This is a genomic window from Roseateles chitinivorans, from assembly GCF_050632235.1.
GTDB lineage: Bacteria > Pseudomonadota > Gammaproteobacteria > Burkholderiales > Burkholderiaceae_C > Roseateles > Roseateles chitinivorans_A.
In genome coordinates, this window is the sequence record NZ_CP192584.1 from 4369901 (window position 1) to 4392436 (window position 22536).

Annotated in this window: 22 protein-coding genes and 1 pseudogene; 7 read left to right on the forward strand and 16 right to left on the reverse strand. The window is 70.3% G+C overall.

Features of this window, described 5'->3' with window-relative positions; all coding sequences use genetic code 11:
* Window positions 1-70 precede the first annotated feature (70 nt).
* From ACQ859_RS19790 to ACQ859_RS19800, 3 genes and pseudogenes are all read right to left on the reverse strand, one after another.
* Window positions 71-1087 (reverse strand): Bug family tripartite tricarboxylate transporter substrate binding protein, encoded by a 1017-nt coding sequence (locus ACQ859_RS19790; protein ID WP_431262380.1) that lies wholly within the window; start codon window positions 1085-1087, stop codon window positions 71-73.
* A complete protein-coding gene (locus tag ACQ859_RS19795) occupies window positions 1084-1548 on the reverse strand; it encodes an AtuA-related protein (RefSeq protein WP_431266604.1) in 465 nt (154 codons plus the stop codon). The genes ACQ859_RS19790 and ACQ859_RS19795 overlap by 4 nt, the downstream gene beginning before the upstream one ends.
* A 102-nt stretch (window positions 1549-1650) precedes the next feature.
* A pseudogene (locus tag ACQ859_RS19800) lies at window positions 1651-3060 on the reverse strand (acyclic terpene utilization AtuA family protein); the annotation flags it as partial.
* 70 nt (window positions 3061-3130) lie between these two features.
* Here ACQ859_RS19800 and ACQ859_RS19805 point away from each other — a divergent pair.
* The 3 genes from ACQ859_RS19805 to ACQ859_RS19815 all read left to right on the forward strand — a co-directional run bounded on the left by ACQ859_RS19805 (window position 3131) and on the right by ACQ859_RS19815 (window position 5022).
* Window positions 3131-4093, forward strand: a complete 963-nt coding sequence (locus ACQ859_RS19805; RefSeq protein WP_431262381.1) for a LysR family transcriptional regulator — start codon at window positions 3131-3133, stop codon at window positions 4091-4093.
* 122 nt (window positions 4094-4215) lie between these two features.
* Window positions 4216-4620: a response regulator gene (locus ACQ859_RS19810; RefSeq protein WP_431262382.1), complete on the forward strand. Its 405-nt coding sequence runs from the start codon at window positions 4216-4218 to the stop codon at window positions 4618-4620.
* A 111-nt stretch (window positions 4621-4731) separates the two neighbouring features.
* Entirely contained in the window at window positions 4732-5022 is a 291-nt protein-coding gene (locus ACQ859_RS19815; protein ID WP_431256924.1) for a hypothetical protein, read from the forward strand.
* Window positions 5023-5077: 55 nt separating this feature from the next.
* Here the strand turns inward: ACQ859_RS19815 and ACQ859_RS19820 are convergent, their stop codons facing one another.
* The 4 genes from ACQ859_RS19820 to ACQ859_RS19835 all read right to left on the reverse strand — a co-directional run bounded on the left by ACQ859_RS19820 (window position 5078) and on the right by ACQ859_RS19835 (window position 9208).
* Complete coding sequence (locus ACQ859_RS19820) at window positions 5078-6973, reverse strand: AI-2E family transporter (RefSeq protein WP_431262383.1); 1896 nt, start codon at window positions 6971-6973, stop codon at window positions 5078-5080.
* On the reverse strand, window positions 6970-7398 hold the full coding sequence (locus ACQ859_RS19825) for a sensor histidine kinase (RefSeq protein WP_431262384.1): 429 nt from the start codon (window positions 7396-7398) through the stop codon (window positions 6970-6972). The genes ACQ859_RS19820 and ACQ859_RS19825 overlap by 4 nt, the downstream gene beginning before the upstream one ends.
* 5 nt (window positions 7399-7403) lie before the next feature.
* Window positions 7404-8372, reverse strand: coding sequence for a histidine kinase dimerization/phospho-acceptor domain-containing protein (locus ACQ859_RS19830; protein WP_431262385.1), 969 nt, complete (start codon window positions 8370-8372; stop codon window positions 7404-7406).
* Between the two features lie 77 nt (window positions 8373-8449).
* Window positions 8450-9208, reverse strand: coding sequence for a MipA/OmpV family protein (locus tag ACQ859_RS19835; RefSeq protein WP_431262386.1), 759 nt, complete (start codon window positions 9206-9208; stop codon window positions 8450-8452).
* A gap of 347 nt (window positions 9209-9555) precedes the next feature.
* Between ACQ859_RS19835 and ACQ859_RS19840 the strand changes: the two genes are divergently transcribed.
* From ACQ859_RS19840 to ACQ859_RS19850, 3 genes are read left to right on the forward strand one after another with little or no spacing between them, the layout of a single operon-like run.
* Window positions 9556-10668 (forward strand): efflux RND transporter periplasmic adaptor subunit, encoded by a 1113-nt coding sequence (locus tag ACQ859_RS19840; RefSeq protein WP_431262387.1) that lies wholly within the window; start codon window positions 9556-9558, stop codon window positions 10666-10668.
* Window positions 10665-13730 (forward strand): efflux RND transporter permease subunit, encoded by a 3066-nt coding sequence (locus ACQ859_RS19845; protein WP_431262388.1) that lies wholly within the window; start codon window positions 10665-10667, stop codon window positions 13728-13730. Before ACQ859_RS19840 ends, ACQ859_RS19845 begins: the two co-directional genes overlap by 4 nt.
* Before the next feature lie 8 nt (window positions 13731-13738).
* On the forward strand, window positions 13739-14713 hold the full coding sequence (locus tag ACQ859_RS19850; protein WP_431262389.1) for an aspartyl/asparaginyl beta-hydroxylase domain-containing protein: 975 nt from the start codon (window positions 13739-13741) through the stop codon (window positions 14711-14713).
* A 133-nt stretch (window positions 14714-14846) separates the two neighbouring features.
* Here the strand turns inward: ACQ859_RS19850 and ACQ859_RS19855 are convergent, their stop codons facing one another.
* The 5 genes from ACQ859_RS19855 to ACQ859_RS19875 form a co-directional block, all read right to left on the reverse strand.
* Window positions 14847-15647 carry an MlaA family lipoprotein gene (locus ACQ859_RS19855; protein ID WP_431262390.1) on the reverse strand — a complete coding sequence of 267 codons (801 nt, stop codon included), beginning with the start codon at window positions 15645-15647 and terminating at the stop codon, window positions 14847-14849.
* 63 nt (window positions 15648-15710) lie between these two features.
* On the reverse strand, window positions 15711-16067 hold the full coding sequence (locus ACQ859_RS19860) for a hypothetical protein (RefSeq protein WP_431262391.1): 357 nt from the start codon (window positions 16065-16067) through the stop codon (window positions 15711-15713).
* A gap of 188 nt (window positions 16068-16255) precedes the next feature.
* Entirely contained in the window at window positions 16256-16837 is a 582-nt protein-coding gene (locus tag ACQ859_RS19865; RefSeq protein WP_431262392.1) for a flavin reductase family protein, read from the reverse strand.
* A complete protein-coding gene (locus ACQ859_RS19870; RefSeq protein ID WP_431262393.1) occupies window positions 16834-17400 on the reverse strand; it encodes a hypothetical protein in 567 nt (188 codons plus the stop codon). The genes ACQ859_RS19865 and ACQ859_RS19870 overlap by 4 nt, the downstream gene beginning before the upstream one ends.
* A gap of 165 nt (window positions 17401-17565) precedes the next feature.
* Window positions 17566-17964: a hypothetical protein gene (locus ACQ859_RS19875; RefSeq protein ID WP_431262394.1), complete on the reverse strand. Its 399-nt coding sequence runs from the start codon at window positions 17962-17964 to the stop codon at window positions 17566-17568.
* A 326-nt stretch (window positions 17965-18290) separates the two neighbouring features.
* On the opposite strand from ACQ859_RS19875, the gene ACQ859_RS19880 reads away from it, so the two are divergent.
* Complete coding sequence (locus ACQ859_RS19880; RefSeq protein WP_431262395.1) at window positions 18291-18965, forward strand: PEP-CTERM sorting domain-containing protein; 675 nt, start codon at window positions 18291-18293, stop codon at window positions 18963-18965.
* 8 nt (window positions 18966-18973) lie between these two features.
* Here the strand turns inward: ACQ859_RS19880 and ACQ859_RS19885 are convergent, their stop codons facing one another.
* The 4 genes from ACQ859_RS19885 to ACQ859_RS19900 form a co-directional block, all read right to left on the reverse strand.
* Window positions 18974-19378 (reverse strand): DUF2845 domain-containing protein, encoded by a 405-nt coding sequence (locus ACQ859_RS19885; RefSeq protein WP_431262396.1) that lies wholly within the window; start codon window positions 19376-19378, stop codon window positions 18974-18976.
* Between the two features lie 159 nt (window positions 19379-19537).
* Entirely contained in the window at window positions 19538-20101 is a 564-nt protein-coding gene (locus tag ACQ859_RS19890) for a DUF805 domain-containing protein (protein ID WP_431262397.1), read from the reverse strand.
* A gap of 51 nt (window positions 20102-20152) precedes the next feature.
* The gene (locus tag ACQ859_RS19895; RefSeq protein ID WP_431262398.1) at window positions 20153-21523 is read right to left on the reverse strand and encodes a DUF58 domain-containing protein; all 1371 of its coding nucleotides are present in this window, start codon (window positions 21521-21523) and stop codon (window positions 20153-20155) included.
* Window positions 21523-22503: an AAA family ATPase gene (locus ACQ859_RS19900; RefSeq protein ID WP_431256905.1), complete on the reverse strand. Its 981-nt coding sequence runs from the start codon at window positions 22501-22503 to the stop codon at window positions 21523-21525. The genes ACQ859_RS19895 and ACQ859_RS19900 overlap by 1 nt, the downstream gene beginning before the upstream one ends.
* Between the last annotated feature and the right edge of the window lie 33 nt (window positions 22504-22536).

Consider the following 22536-nt stretch of genomic DNA (forward strand, 5'->3'; position numbering starts at 1 on the left):
AGCACTGCCACGGCCGCTGGCCCTCACCCCCACCCTCTCCCGCAAGCGGGAGAGGGAGCACGAGCACCGATCACTCCGGCTCGATGCCCGCCGCCTTGATGATCTGCCCCCACTTGCGCGTCTCCGCTTCCTGGAAGGCGCGCAGCTCGTCCGGCGTGCTCGCCCACGCGTCCACGCCGGCACCGTCGAAGAAGGTCTTCGCCGGCACGCTGCGCAGCGCGGCGGTCAGCAGCTCGCGCAGCCGCTGCACCACCGGCGCCGGCGTCGCCGCCGGCACATAGGCCGCGAACCAGTAGCTCATGTCGTAGCCGTTGACGCCCGCCTCGGCGATCGTCGGCACGTCCGGCAGCAGCGGCGAACGCTTGGTCATCGAGAACCCGAGCGCCCTCACCTTCCCCGCCTTGATCTGCGGCAGTCCCGTCGCCGTGTCGGTGATCATGAAGTCGACCTGCCCGCCGATGAGGTCGGTCAACGCCGGCGGGTTGCTCTTGTACGGCACATGCAGCAGCTGCGTGTGCGAGAGCTGCTGGAACTGTTCGCCCGCAACGCGGCTGGACGCGCTGCCGCTGCCGAAACTCACCTTGCCCGGCTCGCGCTTCGCGCGTGCGATCACGTCGGCCACCGACTTGTACGGGCCGTCAGCCTTGACCACCATCACCTGGCCGCCCTTGCCCAGGCCGGTCACCGGCGCGAAGTCCTTCACCGGGTCGTAGGGCAGCTTGCGATAGAGATGCGGATTGGCGGCCTGCGTCGTGTTGGTCGTGATCAGCACCGTGTAGCCGTCCGGCGCGGCGCGCGCGCCTTGTTGCGCCGCGAGCATGCCGCTGGCGCCGGCCTTGTTGTCCACGACGACGGCCAGTTTGGTCTGCTCCGTGATCGCCTGGCCCAGCGCCCGCGCCAGCTGGTCCGTCGCGCTGGCCGCGGCGAACGGGACCAGGAAGGTGATCGGCTTGTTGGGATAGCCGCCCGCACCTTGCGCCTGTGCCAGGACTTGCCCCGGCGCGGCCAGGGCGAAGGCAGCGGCGCCCACGGCGCTCGCGGCAGATAGCAAGGTACGCCGGCGGCTGATCGGCTTCGGGAAGGTCATCGGGTCGTCTCCATCGTGTCGTTGTGGTTCGGGATCGGGCGCCGGAGCAGCGGCAGCAGAGGCTCCGGGACTTCCAGGGGCATCGCCAGCACGACGAAGGACAAGGCCTTGCCGTGACTGTCGAGGTTCAAGGCATCGTTGACGCCGCCGTCGAGGACGCTGTCCAGCACGAAGTTCATCGCGTGCAGCTGCGGCAGCAGATGGCGCGTCACGTGGGTCGGTCGGCGGGATGAGAATTGGCGGGCCACCGCTTCTTCGGTGAGCTGCTCCACCAGCAGCGGATACAGCGCCGGATGCCAGGCGATCACGCTGATGTTGGACCGGTCGCCCTTGTCGCCCGTGCGGCCGTGGGCGGCGAGGCGCAGTTCGACGGAATGCGTCGACGATGCGTTCGACCCGGTCGAAGCGGTCGAAGAGGCCGGTGCGGCTGATGGCGCAAAGCTTGCGGAGGCCGCTGTCATGCGCGTCGCCAAGCGCGGGCTCTCCACGGTGCATGGGGGATCCCTCCTGGACCCCCAAGCACCATTCCGGCCCCAGCCGCCCTCGCTGACTTCCGGCAAGCGCGTGATCGTGGGCTTGGCAAGCTCTCTCGGGAACAGGCAGGAACGAAGGCCCAGGCGCGGGCGCACGTGCGTCCTCACGCCACCACCGCCCGCCGGGCCGCAGGTGTAGAGCGCCGTGACCTCGCGTGTCAGGCGCTCTGCGCCCGCGCGGTCGGCGTGATTCGCCGCGACGCGCAGCCGCACATCGCGTGCCTCACCCGGCAGCGTTCTCGCCAAGGCGTCGCCGCCGTCATCACCCAGCACGCTCGTCACGCCGATCAGGTCGACACGCAGCGGGCCTTGCCGGTCGCGCTCGTGCAGCCGGGCCCGGAGCACGTCCGCCGCGAGCCGTGCGCGCGCTTCGGCGCCCGGCCCGGCATAGGAGATCTCGCCCTCCGCCAACCAGCCGTTGGCGAAGAACACGTTCGCCTTCAAGGCCTCCGGTCGTGCGTGGCCCCGTACGCCGGACAGCCGTACTTCGTTCACACCCACGCACAGCACCTCGGCCTCGCCGATATCCGCAACGACGTCCGGGGTCAGGTAGGCCGCAGGGTCGTGCAGCTCGTACAGCAGCTGCTCCTTGACGGTGTGCTCGTCGACGCAGCCGCCGGTGCCGTCGGCCTTGAAGACGGCGCAGCTGCCGTCGGCCTCGATCCGGACGATGGGAAATCCCACCGTCGCCAGATCCGGCACGTCCTTGAATCCCGGATCCGCGTAGTAGCCGCCGCAGACCTGCGCACCGCATTCCAGCAGGTGCCCGGCCATCGTCGCGCCGGCCAGGCGGTCCCAGTCGTCGAGCGCCCAGCCGAAATGCGCGAGGGCCGGTCCGACCGTCAGGGACGGATCGGCGACACGACCGGTGACGACGACGTCCGCGCCCTGTCGCAATGCGTCCGCGATGCCCTCCGCGCCGAGGTAGACGTTGGCGCAGGCGATGGTGTCGTCAGCGATGGCATGGCCCTCGCGCGCCAGCGTCTGCGTGAGCAGCGCGCGTTGCCCGGGAGATTCGAGCGCATCGCCACCGACGACGGCCACGAGGGGCACCCGCAGGCCGAGCTCGGCCGCCAGCGCCTGGACGCGGCGTGCGGCGGCGGGCGGATTCGCAGCGCCGAAGTTGCCGACGATCGGGATGCGGTGCGCGAGACAGTCCGCGAGCACCGGCCCCAGCATGTCGTCGAGCAGGGGCTCGAAGCCGGCCTCGGGATCCCGCTGCCGCGCGAGCTGCGCCAGCGCGAGCGTGCGCTCGGCCAGCGTCTCGAAGATCAGCACCGCCGGACCGCCGAGGCGGATCAGAGTGTCGACGACCGGCCGTGCCGCGTCGGTGCGGTCGCCGGAGAAGCCGGCGGCGCAGCCGACCAGCAAGGGACCGGTGACGGGTGTCGGAGCGGGCTCTGCCGCGGACGCTGGAGCAGGCACTGGGACGGGTGGCATGTCGTCGACTGTAGGCGCGCGCCGCCTATCGGAGAATTCGATTGTTTTGATCAGCTGATCGGTGAATCAAATGAATGCATCCACGACGGAGTCCTCGGTGGCCAACCTGTCGGCGCGGCAGCTCGCGGCCTTCGTCTCGCTGGCGGAGCTGCGGAGCTTCACCCGCGCGGCGGCGCAGTGCCACCTGTCGCAGCCGGCCTTCAGCGCGCTGATCCGGACGCTGGAGGAGAGCCTGGGGGTGCGCCTGTTCGACCGGACGACGCGGGCGGTCGAGCCGACCGTCGAAGGCACGTTGTTCCTGGAGCCCGCCCGGCGTCTGCTGCAGGACATGCGGCTCGCGACCGACGACCTGCGCGATCACGTCGCGCGCCGCCGCGGTCGCGTGGCGCTGGCCGCCTTGCCGGCGCTGGCGGCGGGCTGGCTGCCGCCGCACCTCGCGAGCTTCCGCGCGGCGTACCCGGGCATCGAGCTCGACCTGGCGGACGTGCTGTCGGAGAGCTGCGTGGAGCGGGTCCGCTCAGGCCGCGCCGACCTGGCGCTCGCGGCCGTGCGTGCCACCGCGCCGGAGCTGTCGGTCGAGCCGTTCCTGTCCGACGATTTCTACCTCGTCTGCCGGCGGGACCATCCGCTGGCCAAGCGTCGCAAGCCGACGCTGGCGGAACTCGCGCGTCAGCCGTTGATCGGCTTGGCGCGCCACAGCAGCGTGCGGCAGGCGCTGGATGCGGCACTGCCTTCGCAGCCCCTGCGGCCGGTGCTGGAGCTCGAGCAGCTCAGCTCGGTGGCGGGCATGGTGATCGCGGGGCTGGGCGTGACGCTGGTGCCGGCGCTGACGCTGTTCCACTTCGACCATCCGGACCTTGTCGCGCGCCCGGTCGCGGACGAGGGCCTGCAGCGCCACATCTACCTGATCCGGCGACGCGACCGGGCGCTGTCGGCCGCCGCGCAGGCGATGGCGGAGTCGCTGTGGCGATGGGCCGCCGAGGGGCCGAAACGCGCCGGCGTGACGGTGCGTTCCGCGCCCGCCACCCCGTGACGGGGAAACCGTGAACGCCGTCACGCGACGGTCCCGTGTAAGGCAACGCCTGACACCTTGAGTGGGCACACCGGCAGTGACATCCGTGCGCGGCGGTGCGAGTATCCGTACAGGACACCGCCATGAAAATCCTCCTCGCCGACCCCTCCCCCGCGTTCCGCAAGATGCTCTATGAGCGCCTGCGGGAAGTGCCGACCGCGACCGTCGTGGCGCAGGCCTCCGACGAGGACCAGGCGGTCTTCCTGGCGGCGCTCTGCGCGCCCGACCTGGTGCTGACGGAACTGGACCTCGGACGCGGCTGCGGCCTGTCGCTCATGGAGCGGCTGCGCGCCGCGGGGTACGAAGGCATCGCCTACATGGTCACCTCGGCCGACGAGGCCGAGTACGGTCCGCGCTGCGTGGAAGCAGGCATCACCGGCTTCTACGACAAGACCTACGACATGGACCGCCTGCTGCAGGCGATGACCGTGCTGGCGCAGGCGCCGGTCACCTTCGGCCAGTCCCGCATCCGGGCCAGCGCCGTCTGAGTCCGCCGCCTCCCCCTCTCTCAGGGGCGGAAACGGTCAGGCCCACTTATTTGAGTGACTACTGTATACACATACAGTATCATTGAGCCATCCAACTCCCGGAGTATTGGCATGCTGCTCGACCTCAACAACGCGGCCTCGATCGTGGAATGGTGGTGCATCTTCCCTGAGCGCCATGGTCCGCTGCTGGCCGACTGGGAGCGCCGCCGGCCCGAGCATGCCGCGGAAATCAGCCGCGCACGGCGGCTGATCAAGGCGGATCCCGCGCGTCGCGCCCTGCTCGCCCGGGCGCAGGCGGACGAACACCGCGCAAGACCTGCCCCCGAATACCGGCCGTCGTTCGACGAAGTCGCCGCCGGGGAGCTGCGCGACGAGGACAGCGTCAGCGCCATCGCGGCCTGAGCCCGCCGCGCCGCGCCCGCCGACGCTCGGATCGCCGCGCACAAATCGCCGCGCTTCAGGCGCTGTGGTCGGCGCCGGCGGCCCCGGTCGGCAGCGCCGGGAGGTCGGTCCGCTTCAGCAGCGCGACCGCTTCCTCGAACGAGAACACCGTGTCATGCGGCCGGTCCGGTGCGATCTGGTCCACGGACGTCCTGTTCGCCGAGAACATCGAGATCACGCGGGCCTGCGGCAATCGGGCGAGCATCTCGTTGAGCGCCTGGGCGTGCCCTTCGACCGCACCGTCCGCGGCGGCGGCGGCCACGACGAGCACCGCCTGCACCGCCGCCATGTCCCGCTCGGCGGGAACGCTCGCCAGTTCCTGGACGGTGACGTGCCAGGCGTCGAGCTGATCGCCGCGCAGGATCCTGACGAGCAGCTCCGCCGACAGGTGCGCCTCCCGGTCATCCATGCTGATGCACATCAGCGCCGCGCCAGCGCCCGCCGCCGCCTTGCCGGGCGAGCCCGCCTCGATGTTCAGCCGGTCCTGGCGCAACTGCAGTCCCAGGTCGCCGCCGAGCAGCATCGACCGTGTCCATCGGCGCTTGGGCGCATGAGGCAGGCGCGTCAGCTCGCCCAGCACATGCACGATGACGCGCTGCGCGGCGGACCGTTGCTGCTGCGTGATCAGGTTCCGCGCCAGATCGTCCCTGCCGAGATTGAGCGCGGGCAGCACCACCTTGTCGCAATAGGTCGCCAGCGATTTCCGCTTCAGGAACGCCCGGGCGTCGGCCAGGATCTCCACCGCGTCGCCGCTCAGGCTCCGTTGATAGAAGCGCTGCGCGAGGCTCAGCGCGGGGGTGTCGCCCAGGAGGATGTCGAGGAAAGCCAAGGCGGGCACATGCCGGCCGGCCACGACGAGACAGAGCGTCAACGGCGTGGACAGCAACAGTCCGACGGGACCCCACAGCGCGCTCCAGAAGATGGCGGCGACGACGACGGACAGCGGCGAGAGTCCCGTCGCATGCCCGTACAGCCTCGGCTCCAGCACATGGGCCACGACCAGTTCGACCGCCAGGAACACCAGCGCGGTCGACCAGGCGAGGTCCCACCCCGGTGACACGCCCGCGGCCACGGCGCAGGCCCCCAACGCCGCGGCGGGGAATCCGACGTAGGGGATGAACCGCAGCACGCCCGCCAGCACCGCCCAGATCACGGCGTGCGGCATGCCGAGCACCGCGAGCAGGACGCCGATCACGACGGCCACGCCGAGGTTGACCGTGAACTGCGAGATGAAATAACGCGACAGCCGCTGGCCCGCGTCGTTCACCGCGCTGGTCGCCGCGCGGATGTCCGATCCGCCGAGCAGACGGATCAGGCGGTCGCGGAGCACGTCCTGCTCCAGCAGGGAAAAGATCAGCACGAGGATCACGATGCCCACCGTGGCGGCCGGCCCCCAGACGGCGGCGGCCAGTCTCCGCAGCGCGTCCGCGCCGCGGTCGGGCGGCTCCGCGGACGTCGTCGCATCGCGCGGGAACGCGCCTTCCGGGTCGACGCCGGCCACGGGCCCGGCGCCCTGCGACGGCGACGACCTGAAGGTCCCCATCATCCGGCCGGCCCGGCCATGCGCTTCTTCCAGCTGATCGACCGTGAGCTTGCGCAGGGTGGTCAGCTTCTCCTGCAGGTTGGCCTCGTAGGCCGGCAGCTCGCGGGACATGGCGCTCAACTGGCCCAGCAGCGCGGCGCCGACCACCGCCATGAAGCAGCCGGCCAGCAGCAGCGCCGAGACGGCCGCGGCGGTCTGCCCCAGTCCGAGGCGCCGGAACCGCCGCACGAAAGGCGCCAGGACGAAGGCCAGCGTCCCCGCCAGCGTCATCGGCACCAGCACTTCCCGGCCCAGGTAGAGCAGGCCCAGGACGGACACGCCGATGAGGAATTTGCCGGCCAGGGGCGACGAGGGAGCAGCTTGGGTCATGCAGGGGATTTTGCGACCACCATCCGCAGTCCCGGATCCTCCGGCTGCGCGGACAGGGTCCACCCATGCGCCTCGGCGATTTCCTGGCAGATCGCCAGGCCGAGTCCGGCCCCATGGTCGCGGCGATGTGCGCCGCGCCAGAAGCGCCCGAAGATCCGCGACAGCTGGTGCGGCGTCACGCCCGGCCCGCGGTCGCGGACCGACAGCCGGTCGGCCTCGATCTCCACGCTCACCAGACTCCCCGCCGGCGCGTGCTGGATCGCGTTCTCCAGCAGGTTCTTGAGCAGCGTGAACAGCGCGCCGCGGTCCGCGTCCCAGGTCACCGACCGATCCGGCGCTTCCGATCGATCCGGACCGATCGGACCGGTCGGACCAGTCACCCCGACCACCACGACATCGAGCATCACTTCGCGCGCCGTCGCCATCCGGGTCAGGTAGTCGACGGCCTCCCCGCCGCGGCTTCAAGATCCGTCGGCGTGAAGGCGTAGTTCTGCGTCTCGCTCGCCTCGGCCAGCAACAGCAGCTGCTGCACCTGCCGCGTCATGTGCTCGACGTCCTGCAGCAGCAGGTCGGGCCCCCTGCCTTCGGCCATCAGCTCCACCTGCGCGCGGATCAGCGCCAGCGGGGTCTTCAGTTCGTGCGCCGCCGTGGCGAGGAATTCCTGCTGCACGCGGTAACCGCGCTCCAGGCGGTCCAGCGCCCGGTTGAAGCTCTCGACCAGCGGGACGATCTCCGTCGGCACGCGGTCGACCTGCAGACGGCCGTGCACCGAGCGCGGCGAGATCGCCGCCGCCGAGGCCGAGACCTCGTGCAGAGGCCTGAGCACGCGGCGCAGCGTCAGGTAGGCGCAGACGCCGAAGACCAGCAGCAGCGTCGTGGCGAAGAGCCCCATGCCCTTGCTCATGAAGGGCATGGCGTATTCGAGGTGGAAGAGCTCGAAGAGCCGCGCGCTGCCGGCTTGCTGGAAGTACCAGTCGCGGCCGCCGTTGCGGACGACCTCGGTGGCGCCACGCATCGACTGGCCGGCGTACTCGAACGAAAAGTTGCCCTGCTTCAGCCGCCGCGCGCCGGGACCGCTCGCGGCCCAGAACGCCTGCGACGCCGGCGACGCGAGCACGACCCGCCCCGACGCGTCCAGCAGCCGGTAGGCCAGATCGTCTTTCAGCTTGGCGTACATCCAGTCGTACTGCCGCGCCTCCTCATTGAAACCGATCGGCGTGCCGGCCGCGTCGAACACCAGCTTCTCCGAGAGCTCTTCGGCGAATTCGGAGATGTCCTCGTCGAAGTACACCGTGCCGCGCCAGCTCGCCACGCCGTCGAAGACGAGCACCAGCGTGGCCACCGTCAGCACGACGCCGACGAGATAGGCCACCAGCATCTTCGCGGTGAGGCTGTTCATCCAGCCCGATGAGCCTGGCGAGGTCGATGAGCCGGAGGAACCCGGCGGCCCGGCCGGTGCTCGACGTCGTTCAAGCATCAGAAGCGGTACTGGTAGCCCACGAAGACGCGATTCTCCGTCGAACGGTCGACCAGCGGGCTGTCCTTGATGGCGCTGCCCAGGGCCGTGACGCTGAGGTCCAGGAACATCGCGTGGTGCGGGTTGAACAGGTACATCGTGCGCAGGCCCACCTCGGCGTTGGTCGTCGACTTGCCCTGGTAGAACGCGCGGTCCGCGCGGACTTCGCTCGCGCGGACGCCGTAGTAGTAGTCGACGTACTTCTTGTCGACCCAGGTGGCGCCCAGCCGCGGCGTCAGCATCACCTGACGGCCCAGGCGCCAGGTCTTCTCCAGCGTCACCGCGAATTTCTGGCCCTTGCTGTGGCCCGAGGCGTCGGCGGTCCACTCGCCGCCCAGCTCGAACAGGTCGGTCTTCCATTCCGCCTTGGCGCCGGCCCACACGCCGCCCTTGCGCTCGGCCATGCCGTTGAGGATGGGGGCGTCGTCCTGCTCGTAGCCGCCCAGGTCCAGCTTGGCCACCAGGCCGAAGTCGACGCGCTGCGACGGATCGATGTTCCAGCTCGGCAGCTTGACCGTCAGGCCGGGGCCGGCGATCTTCACCCAGCGGTTCTCGTAGCTGATCATCGGCAGCGCCTTGGTTTCGCGGTCGTAGCCGGTGTAGGCCTTCTGCGTGATCACGGCGCCGACGCCCAGTCCCCAGGACGAGTCGCCGTCCTTGTCGCCAGAGCTGCCCGGGCCGCCCGGGCCCGCCGCGAACGCGGACAGCGGCGCCGACACGCACAGGACGGCTGCGGAAGAAAAACGGCGCGAGCGAGCGCCCGGGGTGCCTGCGGAAGGAATCGTGTCTGCGGTGCCATGAGAAGTTCCCGGATGGGGCGGTGATTGGAGCCCGCATCCTCGGTGCCGCCGTCTTACTGACTCCTTACCGTACACCCACTGTTTCCCTCTGGAGCGGGCAGGCAAGGACTGGCCCCACCCCCGGCCGGCGGTAAGGAGCCGGAAAGACGGACGACGGGACAGTCGCGGCCCAGGCGCCGTCGCGCCCCTCCCCCTCAGGAGCCGGCCACCTCGGAGGCTGTCGCTCCCGGGCCTGCCGCTCCCCCTCACTTCCGACCTGCTCCGCGATGATGACCCCTTCCCTCAAGCTCACGCTCTGCGTCGCGGGCGCGGCGCTGCTCTGCGCCGCCCTGCTCGTCAAGTTCGTCGGCCCGTCCTCGGCGGCGGACCGGCCCGCGGCCGCTCACGCCGAGACCCCCGCGCTCGCGGTCACCGCGACGCGCCTGCGCCCCGCCACGCTGCCGATCCGGCTGTCCGCCAACGGCAACGTCAGCGCGTGGCAGGAAGCGCTGATCGGCTCCGAGGCCAACGGCCTGCGCCTCACCGCGGTGACCGTGAACGTCGGCGACGAGGTCCGGCGCGGTCAGGTGCTGGCGACCTTCTCCGCCGACACGGTGAACGCCGAGCTCGCACAGCGCCGCGCCGAAGTCGCGCAGGCGGAGGTGGCGCTCGCGGAAGCGGCCGCCAACGCGCAGCGCGGGCAGGCGCTGCGGGAGAGCGGCGCGATGTCGACGCAGCAGATCCAGCAGTACGAGGCCGCCGCGCGGTCGGCGCAGGCGCGCCTCGACGCGGCCCGCGCCGTCGAGCAGAGCCAGTCGCTGCGCCTGACGCACACCCGGGTGCTCGCCCCCGACGACGGCATCATCTCCGCGCGCGCCGCGACGGTGGGATCGGTCGTGCCGGCGGGACAGGAGCTGTTCCGGATGATCCGCGGCGGCCGCGTCGAATGGCGCGCGGAGATCGCCGCCCCCGACCTCGTCCAGGTCAAGCCGGGGCAACGGGTCCGCGTCACGCTGGTCAACGGCGACGCGGTCGAGGGCCGCGTGCGCATGATCGCGCCCTCGGTCGACACGCTGACGCGCAACGGCCTGGTGTACGTCGACCTGCCGCGCCACCACGCGGCCCGCGCCGGCACCTACGCGCACGGCGATTTCGAGCTCGGCAGCAGCGCCGCCATGGTGCTCCCGCGCAGCGCCGTGCAGCTGCGCGACGGCCGGCATCAGGTGATGCGGATCGACGCCCGCGACCGCGTCGCTCAGGCGCGCGTGCGCGTCGGCCGGCAGACCGCGGACCTGGTCGAGATCCTGGAGGGCCTGGCGCCTGCCGATCGCGTCGTCGCCTCCGGCGGCGCCTTCCTCGGCGACAACGACCTGGTCCGCCTCGTCGAGGGCGCGCGATGAGCTTCAACGTCTCCTCGTGGTCCATCCGCCATCCCTCGCCCGCGATCCTGCTCTTCGTGCTGCTGACGGCGCTGGGGCTGATAGCCTTCTCGGCGCTGTCCGTCCAGAACTTCCCCGACATCGACGTGCCGCGCGTCTCCGTCTCCGCCTCGCTGCCCGGCGCGTCGCCGTCGCAGATGGAGACGGAGGTCGCGCGCAAGATCGAGAACTCGCTGGCGACGGTCCAGGGCGTCAAGCACCTCCAGACGACGCTGACCGACGGCTCGGCCGAGATCGCCGTCGAGTTCCGGCTGGAGAAGCCCACCGACCAGGCCATCGACGACGTCCGCGACGCGGTCGCGCGGGTGCGCGCCGACCTGCCCGCCGACCTGCGTGATCCGGTCGTCAGGAAGGTCGAGATCGTCGGTTCGGCGATCCTGACCTTCACCGTCGCGGCGCCGCAGCTCGATGCCGAGGCGCTGTCCTGGATCGTCGACAACGAGGTCAGCCGCGCGCTGCTCGCCGTGCCCGGCGTCGGCGCGGTGAACCGCGTCGGCGGCCTGGAGCGCGAGGTGCGGGTCGAGCTCGATCCCCAGCGCCTGCTCGCGCTGAACACGACCGCGGCCGAGATCTCGCGCCAGCTGCGCGAGATGCAGCAGGAGGCGTCGGGCGGGCGCGTGGACCTCGGCGGCGTCGAGCAGTCGGTGCGCACGATCGCCACGGTGCGGACGGCCGAGGACATCGCCGCGATCGAGCTGTCGCTCACCGACGGCCGGCGCCTGCGCATCGGCCAGGTCGCGACGGTGACCGATACGGCCTCCGAGGCCCGCGCCGCCGCGCTGCTGGACGGCTCGCCCGTCGTCGGCTTCGAGATCGTCCGCGCGCGCGGCTTCGGGGAACTGCAGGTGGCCGAGGGCGTGCGACGCGCTGTCGCCGGCCTGCAGGCGCGCCGGCCCGACCTGCGCTTCGTCGAGGCGGTCGACTTCACCGGCGAGATCATCGAGAACTACGAGGGATCGATGCGGCTGCTGCTCGAGGGCGCAGCACTCGCGGTGCTGGTGGTGTTCCTGTTCCTGCGCGACTGGCGCGCGACCTTCGTCGCGGCGGTGGCACTGCCGCTGTCGGTGATCCCGACCTTCGCGCTGATGCAGGGGATGGGCTTCACGCTCAACACGGTGACGCTGTTGTCGCTGTCGCTGGTGGTCGGCGTGCTGGTCGACGACGCCATCGTCGAGATCGAGAACATCGAGCGCCACCTGCTGATGGGCAAGACGCCGTACCAGGCGGCGATGGAGGCGGCCGACGAGATCGGCCTGGCGGTGATCGCCACGACCTTCACGCTGGTGGCGGTGTTCCTGCCGACGGCCTTCATGAGCGGTACCGTCGGCAAATTCTTCGTCCAGTTCGGCTGGACGGCGGCGGGCGCGGTGCTGTTCTCGCTGCTGGTCGCGCGGCTGCTGACGCCGATGATGGCGGCCTACCTGCTGCGCGCCTTCCAGCGCCCCCACCCGAAGGAGCCCGGCTGGATCCGCGTCTACCTCGCGGCGGCGCGCTGGTGCCTGCGCCATCGCGCGATCACCGCGCTGGGGGCCACGGCGTTCTTCGCCGGCGGCATCGGGCTGGCCTTCCTGCTGCCGACGACCTTCATCCCGCCGGATGATGGCGTCCAGACGCAGGTCACGCTGACGATGCCGCCCGGCGGCAAGCTGCCGGCCACGGTGGCGATGGCCGAACGCGCCCGCACGCTGCTCGCCAGGCACCGTCATGTGCATTCGGTGTTCACGGTGATCGGCGTCGCGGGCTCGGGCGGCAGCGGGCCGGGCGACGACGAAGGCGGCGCGGCCAACGTCCGCACCGCGGTGCTGACGCTGCAGCTGACGCCCCGCGCAGACCGCGAGGACGGCCTCGACCAGCAGCAGATCGAGGCACAGCTGCGCGAGCGCCTGTCGGTGCTGCCGGGCGTGCGCGTGAAGGTCGGCCGAGGCGGGTCCGGCGCGAGCTACCAGCTGACGCTGGCCGGCGACGACGCCGAGACGCTCGAGCGCCATGCCGCGCAGGTCGAGCGCGAGCTGCGCACCCTGCCCGGCCTGGGCGCGGTGAGTTCCACCGCCAGCGTCGCGCGGCCGGAGCTGCGGGTGCGGCCGGACTTCGCGCGGGCGGGCGACCTCGGCGTGACCTCAGCCGCCATCGCCGAGACCTTGCGGGTCGCGACGATGGGCGACTACGCGCAGTCGCTCGCCAAGCTCAACCTGAGCGAGCGCCAGGTGCCCGTGATGGTGCGATTGAGCGATGCCGCGCGCGAGGACCTGGACACGATCCGGCGCCTGCCGGTGCCCGGCGCGCGAGGACCGGTGCCGCTCGAGCACGTGGCCGCGCTGGACTTCGGCAGCGGGCCGTCGGAGATCCGGCGCCAGGACCGCCAGCGCACGGTGACCCTCGACGTCGAGGCCAACGGACGCCCGCTCGGCGACATCGAGCGCGAGGTGCTGGCGCTGCCGGCGCTCCAGCAGCTGCCGCGCGGCGTCACGCTGGGCGCGCTCGGCGAGGCCGAGGACATGGAAGAGATGGCCTCCGGCTTCGGCATGGCGATGCTGACGGGGGTGCTCTGCATCTACATGGTGCTGGCGCTGCTGCTCAACAACTTCGTCCAGCCGCTGACCATCCTGGTCGCGCTGGTGCTGTCGGTGCCGGGAGCGATGCTGGCGCTGTTCCTGGCCGGCTCGACGCTGTCGATGCCCTCGATGATCGGGCTGATCATGCTGATGGGCGTGGCGACCAAGAACTCGATCCTGCTGGTCGACTACATCGTGATCGCGCGGCGCGATCACGGCATGGACCGCCACGAGGCCATCCTCGACGCGTGCCGCAAGCGCGCCCGGCCCATCGTCATGACCACGATCGCGATGGGCGCCGGCATGCTGCCGGTGGCGATGGGTTACGTCGGCGATCCCAGCTTCCGCGTGCCGATGGCCATCGTCGTCATCGGCGGGCTGATCACCTCCACCGTCCTCAGCCTGCTCGTCATCCCGGTGGTGTACAAGGCCGTCGACGATGCGCTCACCTGGGTCCAGCGACCCCGATAAAGACCTCCATGAACTTCAGCATCCTCGGCCTGCTGGCCGTGACGGCGTACTTCGCCGCCTGCATCGCCTACGTCTACCGCTGGCGCGGCCAGCGCCGCTACGACAGCTTCACCCAGTACCTGCGCAAGAGCTGGCCCGTGTTCGCGCCGCTCAACTGCCTGATGTACATGACGACGCGGGCCCACGCCCGCCAGCCGGTCCTCGACGCCGACTACCTCCGCAACATCCAGCTGCTGCGCGACCACTGGCAGGTGATGCGCGACGAGGCGCTAGCGCTGGAGGCGGCCGGCGCCTTCGAGGCGGCGAAGGCGGAAGGCTCCGCGGGTTACTACGACGTCGGATTCCGCACCTTCTACAAGCGCGGCTGGAGCAAGTTCTACCTGAAGTGGTACGGCACGACGCATCGCTCGGCGCAGCGGCTGTGCCCGCGCACGACGGCCCTGCTGGCGCAGGTGCCGCAGATCCGCGGGGCGATGTTCTCGATCCTGCCCGCGGGCGCCGAGCTGTCGCTGCACGCCGACCCGATGGCCTGCTCGCTGCGGTACCACTTGGGACTGCAGACGCCGAACGATCCGGCGTGCCGCATCCAGGTGGACGTCGTGGACTGCGCCTGGACCGACGGCCGGGACTTCATCTTCGACGAGACCTATCCCCACAGCGCGCACAACGGGACCGACCGGCCGCGGCTGATCCTGATGTGCGACGTGGACCGTCCGATGAACGCGCTGGGCCGGCTCATCCATGCGGCCTATCGCGTCATCGCGAGCGGCACGGTGGTGCCCAACACGGCCGAGGACCGCCGGGGGCTGTACAGCGCGCTCTTCGCGCGCCTGTCGCCGCTGCGCGAGCGCTCGATGAAGATGAAGGCCGAGCGCCGCCGCACCTACAAGACCCTGAAGTTCGTCCTGAACTCCAGCCTGCTGAGCGCGCTGATGGGGATGATCTTCGCGGTGTTGCAGATGCTGGAGGCGATCACGGCTTGAGCCGCTCGACGAGCGTCACCACTGCCCTCGCCAGCAAGCGGCAAGGGGCGGCGCGCCGCCGATCGTCCTATTCCCTCTCCCGCTTGCGGGAGAAGGCGAGGAGTGAGGGTCGCGACGGCACCTCGGCCTGGAATCAGAGCTTGGTCTTCTCACGCTCCACGGTCTCGGATTTCGGTTCGTCGCCCTCGACACGCGGCGCGCCCGAACGATCTGCCTCCCGCTGCGCGCGCCGCTGCAGATAGGCATCGCGCACGAACAGGTACTTGTCGAGCGCCACCTCGTCGACCATCTTCGTCACGTCGAGCAGGTTGGCGCGCTTGTCGACCATGCCGACGATGGTGAACGCGTTGCGCGCGCCCGCGTCTTCCAGCTGTCCGGTCAGGCTGCCGTAGCTGTTGACCGGAATGGATGCGGTGCTTCGCAGGTCGGAGGGTCCGAACAGCGGCAGCACGACGTAGGCACCGCCGCCGACGCCCCAGACGCCCAGCGTGTCGCTGAAGCCGTCACCGTGGCGCGGCATGCCCCAGCCGGTGGCCACGTCCATGAAGCCCAGCAGGCCGACGGTCGTGTTGGTGCCGAAGCGGGCGAAGTCGGACATCCCGTCCTTGAAGCGCCCCTGCAGCAGCAGGTTGGCGCCGGACCAGGGATCGCCCAGGTTGGAGAAGAAGTTGGTGACGCCGCTGCGCACCGGCGTGGGCACGACTGCCTTGTAGGCGGTGGCCACCGGCTTGAGCACGACCTTGTCGAGCCCCTCGTTGAGGGCGAAGGTCTTGCGGTTCACGGACTCGATGGGATCGGGGTTCTGCGGCGTGGCGCAACCCGCCAGCAGCACGCCCGACACGACGAGCAGCACCGGCAGGCGGCGGGGATTGCGAAGGGAAACGCCAAGGGAAGCGCTGCGGAAAGCGCCGAAGGGGCCAGGGATGGACGACATGAGATGCTCCCGCTCCGGAAATGGAGCCGCGAGCATGGTCGGCGCGGTGGTCTTTCTGGAGACTTACCCGAAGAAGGACAGGATCGCCCAGCCCAGGCGGGGGATGACGATGTAGCCCTTCTCGTGGCCCACCCGGTAATAGGCACCCGGCGACGCCAGCGCGTCCGACACCTGCGAGCGCATCTCGTCCGGCAGATCACCGCAGCCCTCGTTCATGCCCGTCATCCAGCTCCCCGATCCAGGTCCGCCATCGACATACGGCGTCTCCGTCCACTGGTCGCCGAGGTACGCCAGGCCCTCCGATTCGATCCGTGCCAAGGCCCCGTCGCCCAGCTTGAAGATCGCCACGCCGCATCCCTCGCGAATGGCACCCACGTCACGAACCACCACGGCCTCGCCGGCTTCCAGGGACTCGGGCATCAGGCTTCGGAACCAGGACGCCTCGACGAACGCGCAGCCACGATGCAGCAACAGGGCGACGAACACACAACCAACGATGACACGCAGAACCCTCATTGAATTCACCGATGCGACGGAGGACGCGGAGTCTGCGTGGCGTCGGTGAGGTCAGCATGAAGTGGCCGCGATGGCGCCGATGGCGTCTCGCCTCACAGCATGCCCGGCCTGAACAGGGCGCGACGGCTGATCACCTCGCCCGCGACGACGAAGGTCCCGTCGCCGGTGTAGTGCAGCGTCTCGGGATGCTTCGGCCGTGCGGCCACGTGGGCCTGCACGACTTCGAAGACGAAGAGGTCGTAACGCTTGATCATCCGGGTGTCATGCAGCCGGCATTCGAAGCTCGCGTGGCACTCGCCGATCAGCGGCGCCTGGACCTGCGAGGCGGGCTGCCTCGTCAAGCCGAAGGTCTCGAACTTGTCGACCTCGGCACCGGTGCAGTTGCCGATGCGCACGACGGTGTCGGTCAGCGCGGTGGTCGGCAGGTTGATCACGCATTCGCGGCTGCGCCGGATCATGTCGTGACTGTGGTTCGCCGACGAGATCACGCAGCCGATGAGCGACGGCGAGAACTCCATGACGAGGTGCCAGCCCATCGTCATCACGTTGTCCCGGCCGCGCCAGTGCGAACTTACGAGGACGATCGGGCCGGGCTCCAAGTAGCGGCGGACGTGCTCGACGGGGAAGTCGCGCTTCTTGATGAGAGGGGATGGGCAGCCGTCATGCCGGGTCACGGCAGGCGGCGTTCCTTGACAGACGACCATCCGGCCGCATCGATCCAGAGCACATCTCCGGACTGGAGCTCGATCATCAAGGGGTCAGTCGTTGCTCGCCCGCTCGCGGGCTCGACGCGCCTTGTATTCCAACCCCGCTGGACGCGGGGCGATCGTGACGCGGCGGTCAGCAGTTCCTCGGTAGACCAGTTCCGGGCCAGCCAGATCGAGAGCGCCGCACTCGAGAGGTGCCACCCCAACATCCCATTTTTTCCTTTCCGATGATCAATGACGTAGTCGCCGGAGACCCACATCGCGACGCGCTCTTCGGGCCGGGTGTCCGTCTCTCGCCAGAGATCCAGCACGAGCTGATAGGGATTCGTTGATTCGATGACTGGGGCGCCATGCCCGCCAGCCAGCTGCCAGGCACGCGCCTGATCTTCGGCGCTCGCCATCGCAGCCGGCCGCTCAGGGCGTCCTTCGATCAAGGACAGTCCCAAGGCATACAGCCACAAGGGCGACGACACGACGAGCAGGACCGCCGTGCAGAGCACTGCCAGGAGAAGTCGAAGGACGATGCGCATGGACTTGGGGGGACGATCAAATCGTGCCAGGCAAAGATCCGCAGAATCATAGAGCGCGAGCGATGCGATGCTGCGGCCGTAGCACCCGACTCTGAATGCGGACTGAGACTCTCCGACAGCGGCACGATCCCGATTGGTCGGCGCTCCCGAGTGCAATGCCGCCGCTCACCCCGGCGACACCGTCCCCACCGCCTTCAACGCCGCGATCGCGCCCGCATGCGCATTCACGAGTTCCGGCGATTGGTCGAAGCGTTCCGCGTACCGCTTCATGAACGGATCCGCGCTGTCGCGGTCAAGGCTGAGCAGTCCGCGCAGGCGCTGGGCCACCGGCAGCGGCGTCTCCTTCGCATCCGCCGTGCCGTCGATGGCCTCGTCCAGCATCGTGATCAGGCGGCTGAGCGGCTCCAGCCACTTCATCTCCTCGCCGAAGGCCATGACCTGGAGGAACTCGCCCGCGCTCTGCGGACCGTGGGTCTTCTGGTAATCGCCGCGCTCCAGCTCGACCAGCGCGCGGTGGAGGTCGAGGAGGCTTCGGCGGAGTTGGTGGCAGGCGTCGGTCGTCATGGCGTGAATGGAATCCGTGGAGCCGCCAGGGTAGCCGCATGCGAGACGCCGCGCATGCCCCGTCCGGGACAGGCACCTCGCGCCAGAGGCGCCGGAACCGCACCACCGCCGCCGGACCGCCGCCGGACCGCCGCCGGTCGCGGCCGCTGGCATGCGGCATGCCCGCCCTGCCCCGCTTTTGGATGACGCCGCCGGCCTACCGCCGGCTCCGGCGTCCATGAATCCAGGGTCGCCGCGGCCGATCCGCGACCGCGCGCAGGATTAGTGTTGCATCGGTCCTCGAGACCGATACGACATTCAAGGAGAACCCCCATGCGCTCCCCCCGATGGCGAAGGTCCCGCTCGCCGCTGCCCTGGGAATCGCCGCGCTGCTCGCGCTGGCCTCGGCCCCGGCAGCCGCCGAGTACTACCAGTACACCTACACCGGCAACCTCTTCACGAGGACCTACGAGGACCCCTGGGCGCCGGTCGGCGATCCGACCGGCGGGCGCTCGTTCAGCCTGGTGTCCATCAACGCCGTGGTCACCACGAACGCGCCGCTCGGCAGCCGCATCGGGCTGGGGGACGTGCTCAGCTTCAGCATTTCGATGACAAGCCCGGATCCCTTCGGCCCCACCGCCACGCTGAGCTATCCCTTCCCACCGCCGTTCGATTGCGGCGGCTGCCCCCAGCCGGGCTTTTCGGGCAGCCTCTCGATGTCCGACTTCAACTTCCTGAACCAGCCCAGCAACTGGGACCTGTCGATCAGCACCCAGACCTTCTATCCGACCGGACGCATGGGCTGGCTCACGCTGTCGACGTCGCGGGGTCGCGACCTGCTCGACGGCGGCTATGAAACCGCCTATGCCGAGACCGGCGGACTGATGAACTCCCCAGGCATCTGGGCGATGTCCGTCGTCGTGCCTGAACCCGCCACCTATGCGTCGATGCTGGCCGGCGTCGCGCTGCTCGCCGGCGTCTCGCGCTGGCGAAGGACGCGTCGGGACCGGGCGCCCGGCTGATCACGCCTTCAGCGCGGCTCCGACTTTCCCTGCTCGCCGAAGCGGATCGAGATGATCCGCCCCTCGCGGATCCGGATCACCGCCGGCAGGTAGCCGTCGCCGCGCTCGTAGAGCCACTCGTCCGTCATCACGCAGGCCACCTGCGGGACCGGCTGCACCGGTTGCACCGGCTGGACCTGACCCGGGTAGTACTGGACGACCGGTGCGGGCGGCACCAGCACCCGCGCGCAGTAGGAGTCGGCGATGGCCGGCTGGCCGCAGGCGCGCAGCAGGAAGACCCGGGAGTCACCCTCGCGCACGCCGCCCTCGCTGCAACGCAGCGACTGCGCCTGGACGGCCGTCCCGGCCGCCAGCAATGCTGCGCCCCATGCCAGGCGGCGAGAGGCCCGGCGGCGTTGATCGCCTCTTGTCATGTCTTGCTCCCGCAGCGGTCCCGGTCTCGGGACAGGTCAACCTGGGAGGGGCAACGGACGCGCCCTCCCTCCCGTTGACCGGCCGCGGGCAATCCCGCTCCGCGGAGCGCGCACCGGCGTCACGGCCGATGCGCGAGATCCGCCCGGAGCCGGCGTCGCTCAGGGCTGCTGGACGGGCTGCACCTGCTGGGCCTGCTGCGCGGCCTTGGCGGCGCGGGCCTTGTCGGTGTAGCCCTTGTAGGCCGGCAGCGCGACTGCCGCGACGATGCCCAGCACGAAGAAGAACGGCAGCAGCAGGGCCAGGATGCGCACGCCCCAGGTGTTGGGCGGGGGCGGCGCGCCGAAGCGGTTCGCGCCCTTGGTGCCCGGGATGAAGATCCACAGCAGCGCGATCAGCGGGATGATGACCGTCACCGTCCACCAGCCGCTGATGTCCATGTCGTGGCAGCGCTTGATGCCGATGATGACGCTGAACCACATCACCACGCCGATCAACGCGAGGCTGACGATCATGGCGGCCGTCGATGTGCCCAGCACGAGCGTCAGGCCCAGGGCCACGGCCGTGTGCACGAGCGAAGCGCCCATCGCGTAGGCCAGGTAGCGCAGACGTCCGATGCGGCCTTCGGACGAGAAGAGCTTGAGTTCCCCAGGGCCTTCGGACGAGGCCACGTCGGCCACATGCGCCCTCGGCGCGGCGTATTGATTCAAGGTCTGTTCAGTCATGGTTTCCCTCCTTCGTTGAATTGAATGCGTTGTCCACGTCGACGCGGCCGCTCACAGCAGTCCGGCCCGCTTGACCTGGTGGTACCGGTTGACCAGGGTCGACGCCAGCTGGCGCGGCTCGACGTCGATGGACAGGCGGTCGTGGTCGACCACGCGGGCGAAGGCGTCATGGCGGGCCTGCGACAGCAGGTGCGCGCTCGCGACCGCGACCGCGTCCTCCGCCCCCGCGATCGGCTGCCCGGCGATGCGGCCCAGCGCGGTCTCGCGCAGGCTCGCCAGCAGCACCAGGTGACGGCGGCGCAGCAGGCGCAGCGCGGGCTGCAGCTCGGGCGAGTCCTCGTCGCGGAAGTTGGTCAGCACGATCACCAGCGAGCGCCGGCGCAGGCGGTGCGACAAGGCCTCCGCCGCGGCCAGGTAGTCGGAATGGTGCCCGCCCGGCTGTAGGTCGTGCATCTTGTTCATCAGCACGTTGAGCGTGCCCATGCCCTTGCGCGGCGCGCAGTCCCGGCCCTGGCCTTCCTCGTTGCCGAAGGTCATCGCGCCGACCTCGTCGCCCTCCGACAGCGCGACGTAGGCCAGCAGCATCAGCGCGTCCAGCGCGTCGTCGAAGTGGCTGGTCTCGCCGATGCCGGCCGACTGCTCGTCCGCGCGCATGCGCCGGCCGCAGTCGAGCAGGAACATCACGCACTGGTCGCGCTCGTCCTGGAACTCGCGCACCACTGGCTTGCGATGCCGCAGCGAGGCCTTCACGTCGAGATGCCGCAGCGGATCGCCGCGCTTGTATTCCGCGAGCTGGCGGAAGTCGGTGCCCTGCCCGCGCTGGATGAAGGTCTTGATGCCGATCTGCGCCAGGCGCCGGTCGCCGGACAGCCAGGCGTAACGCGCCAGCGCGGCGAAATTCGGATAGACGCGCAGATCGCTCGCTTCGCCGACAAGCTCACGCACCTCGAAGCAGCCCGCCCGGGTGCGCCACAGCAGTTGGGTGCGACCCAGCCGCGCGACGCCGCGCTGTCGCGCCGTGACGCGGAAGCTCACGCGGCTGCGGCTCTGCGCGGCGAGCGTGAGCGTGCGCGGCAGGCCCTCGAAATCGAAGATCGGATCGAGCTCGTCGAAGACCTTCGTCCGCCAGACCAGCTCGCCGGCGTTGACGAGGTCGAGCTTCAGCTCGGTCGACGCGCCGATGGCGAAGGCCGCGGGCAGGCGGCGCTCGATGCGCACGCCGCTGCGCCGCCACAGTCGCAGGCTGCGCCACAGGTCGACGCCGGCCGCGAGCAGGAACAGGCCGAGCAGCGCGCCGCCCGTGGGCGCCACGACCGCGAGCGGCGCACCGGCCATCAACGCGATGGCCGCGGCCACGGCCAGGCCGGCCAGCACCGCGATGCTGGCCCGGGTGGGCAGGACGACGCGACGCACGGTGTCCATCAGAGCCGCGGCGCCTCCACGCTCTCCAGCGCGGCAGCCAGGATCTCGTCGAGGTCGCGCCCTTCGATCTGGGCGTCCGGCGCCATCGTCACGCGGTGGCGCAGCACCGCCAGCGCCTGCTTGGCGACGTCGTCCGGCGTCACGAAGTCGCGGCCCTCGATCAGCGCGACGGCCCGTGCCGCGCGGATCAGCGCCACGCTCGCGCGCGGTCCCGCGCCGAACTCCAGGCCCGGCCAGTTGCGCGTCACCCGGACCACGCGCACCGCGTAGTCGATGACCTTGGCGTCCACATGCACGAGGCTGGCCAGGCGCTGCAACTCCAGCACCTGCACGTCGTCCAGCACCGGCTGCACGACCTCCAGCGGCAGCTCGTGCCCCGCGCGGTGCGCCGTCACCAGCTGCACGATGGCCGTCTCCTCGTCATGCGTCGGGTAGCCGATGCGGATCTGCAGCAGGAAGCGGTCGAGCTGCGCCTCGGGCAGCGGGTAGGTGCCCTCGGTGTCCACCGGGTTCTGGGTGGCCATCACGATGAAGGGCCGCGGCAGGCCCAGGCTCTCGCCTTCCAGCGTGGCCTGGTACTCCTGCATCACCTCGAGCAGGGCGCTCTGCGTCTTGGCGGGCGCGCGGTTGATCTCGTCGGCCAGCAGCAGGTTCGTGAACACCGGGCCCTTGCGCACGCGCAGCTGGCCCAGGCCGGCGCCCGTGTCGTCCAGCACGCTGTGGCCGATGACGTCCGCCGGCATCAGGTCGGGCGTGAACTGCACCCGCGCGTACTTCAGCTGCAGCGCCTGCGCCAGCGCGCGCGCCAGCAGCGTCTTGCCCAGCCCCGGCACGCCCTCGACCAGCACGTGGCCGGAGGCCACCACGGCGACGAGCATCTGCTCGACCGCCTCCGGCTGGCCGACCACGGCCTTGCCGACTTCGTTGCGCAGCACCTGCAGCCAGTGCGTGGCGAGTTTGAGTTCCTCGGGCTTGATCATTGCGAAGGTCTTTCGTCGTGGAGGCGATGCGGA

Excerpts from the sequence above, each read along its gene's own strand:
- ACQ859_RS19810 (WP_431262382.1), top strand. The coding sequence starts at position 4,216 with ATGAAAATCCTCCTCGCCGACCCCTCCCCCGCGTTCCGCAAGATGCTC.
- ACQ859_RS19850 (WP_431262389.1), top strand. The coding sequence starts at position 13,739 with ATGAACTTCAGCATCCTCGGCCTGCTGGCCGTGACGGCGTACTTCGCC.
- ACQ859_RS19790 (WP_431262380.1), bottom strand. The coding sequence starts at position 1,087 with ATGACCTTCCCGAAGCCGATCAGCCGCCGGCGTACCTTGCTATCTGCC.
- ACQ859_RS19870 (WP_431262393.1), bottom strand. The coding sequence starts at position 17,400 with ATGCGCATCGTCCTTCGACTTCTCCTGGCAGTGCTCTGCACGGCGGTC.
- ACQ859_RS19805 (WP_431262381.1), top strand. The coding sequence starts at position 3,131 with ATGAATGCATCCACGACGGAGTCCTCGGTGGCCAACCTGTCGGCGCGG.
- ACQ859_RS19885 (WP_431262396.1), bottom strand. The coding sequence starts at position 19,378 with ATGACAAGAGGCGATCAACGCCGCCGGGCCTCTCGCCGCCTGGCATGG.
- ACQ859_RS19815 (WP_431256924.1), top strand. The coding sequence starts at position 4,732 with ATGCTGCTCGACCTCAACAACGCGGCCTCGATCGTGGAATGGTGGTGC.
- ACQ859_RS19820 (WP_431262383.1), bottom strand. The coding sequence starts at position 6,973 with ATGACCCAAGCTGCTCCCTCGTCGCCCCTGGCCGGCAAATTCCTCATC.
- ACQ859_RS19840 (WP_431262387.1), top strand. The coding sequence starts at position 9,556 with ATGATGACCCCTTCCCTCAAGCTCACGCTCTGCGTCGCGGGCGCGGCG.
- ACQ859_RS19795 (WP_431266604.1), bottom strand. The coding sequence starts at position 1,548 with ATGACAGCGGCCTCCGCAAGCTTTGCGCCATCAGCCGCACCGGCCTCT.
- ACQ859_RS19830 (WP_431262385.1), bottom strand. The coding sequence starts at position 8,372 with ATGAACAGCCTCACCGCGAAGATGCTGGTGGCCTATCTCGTCGGCGTC.
- ACQ859_RS19845 (WP_431262388.1), top strand. The coding sequence starts at position 10,665 with ATGAGCTTCAACGTCTCCTCGTGGTCCATCCGCCATCCCTCGCCCGCG.
- ACQ859_RS19855 (WP_431262390.1), bottom strand. The coding sequence starts at position 15,647 with ATGTCGTCCATCCCTGGCCCCTTCGGCGCTTTCCGCAGCGCTTCCCTT.
- ACQ859_RS19880 (WP_431262395.1), top strand. The coding sequence starts at position 18,291 with ATGGCGAAGGTCCCGCTCGCCGCTGCCCTGGGAATCGCCGCGCTGCTC.
- ACQ859_RS19900 (WP_431256905.1), bottom strand. The coding sequence starts at position 22,503 with ATGATCAAGCCCGAGGAACTCAAACTCGCCACGCACTGGCTGCAGGTG.
- ACQ859_RS19890 (WP_431262397.1), bottom strand. The coding sequence starts at position 20,101 with ATGACTGAACAGACCTTGAATCAATACGCCGCGCCGAGGGCGCATGTG.
- ACQ859_RS19875 (WP_431262394.1), bottom strand. The coding sequence starts at position 17,964 with ATGACGACCGACGCCTGCCACCAACTCCGCCGAAGCCTCCTCGACCTC.
- ACQ859_RS19825 (WP_431262384.1), bottom strand. The coding sequence starts at position 7,398 with ATGGCGACGGCGCGCGAAGTGATGCTCGATGTCGTGGTGGTCGGGGTG.
- ACQ859_RS19860 (WP_431262391.1), bottom strand. The coding sequence starts at position 16,067 with ATGCCCGAGTCCCTGGAAGCCGGCGAGGCCGTGGTGGTTCGTGACGTG.
- ACQ859_RS19895 (WP_431262398.1), bottom strand. The coding sequence starts at position 21,523 with ATGGACACCGTGCGTCGCGTCGTCCTGCCCACCCGGGCCAGCATCGCG.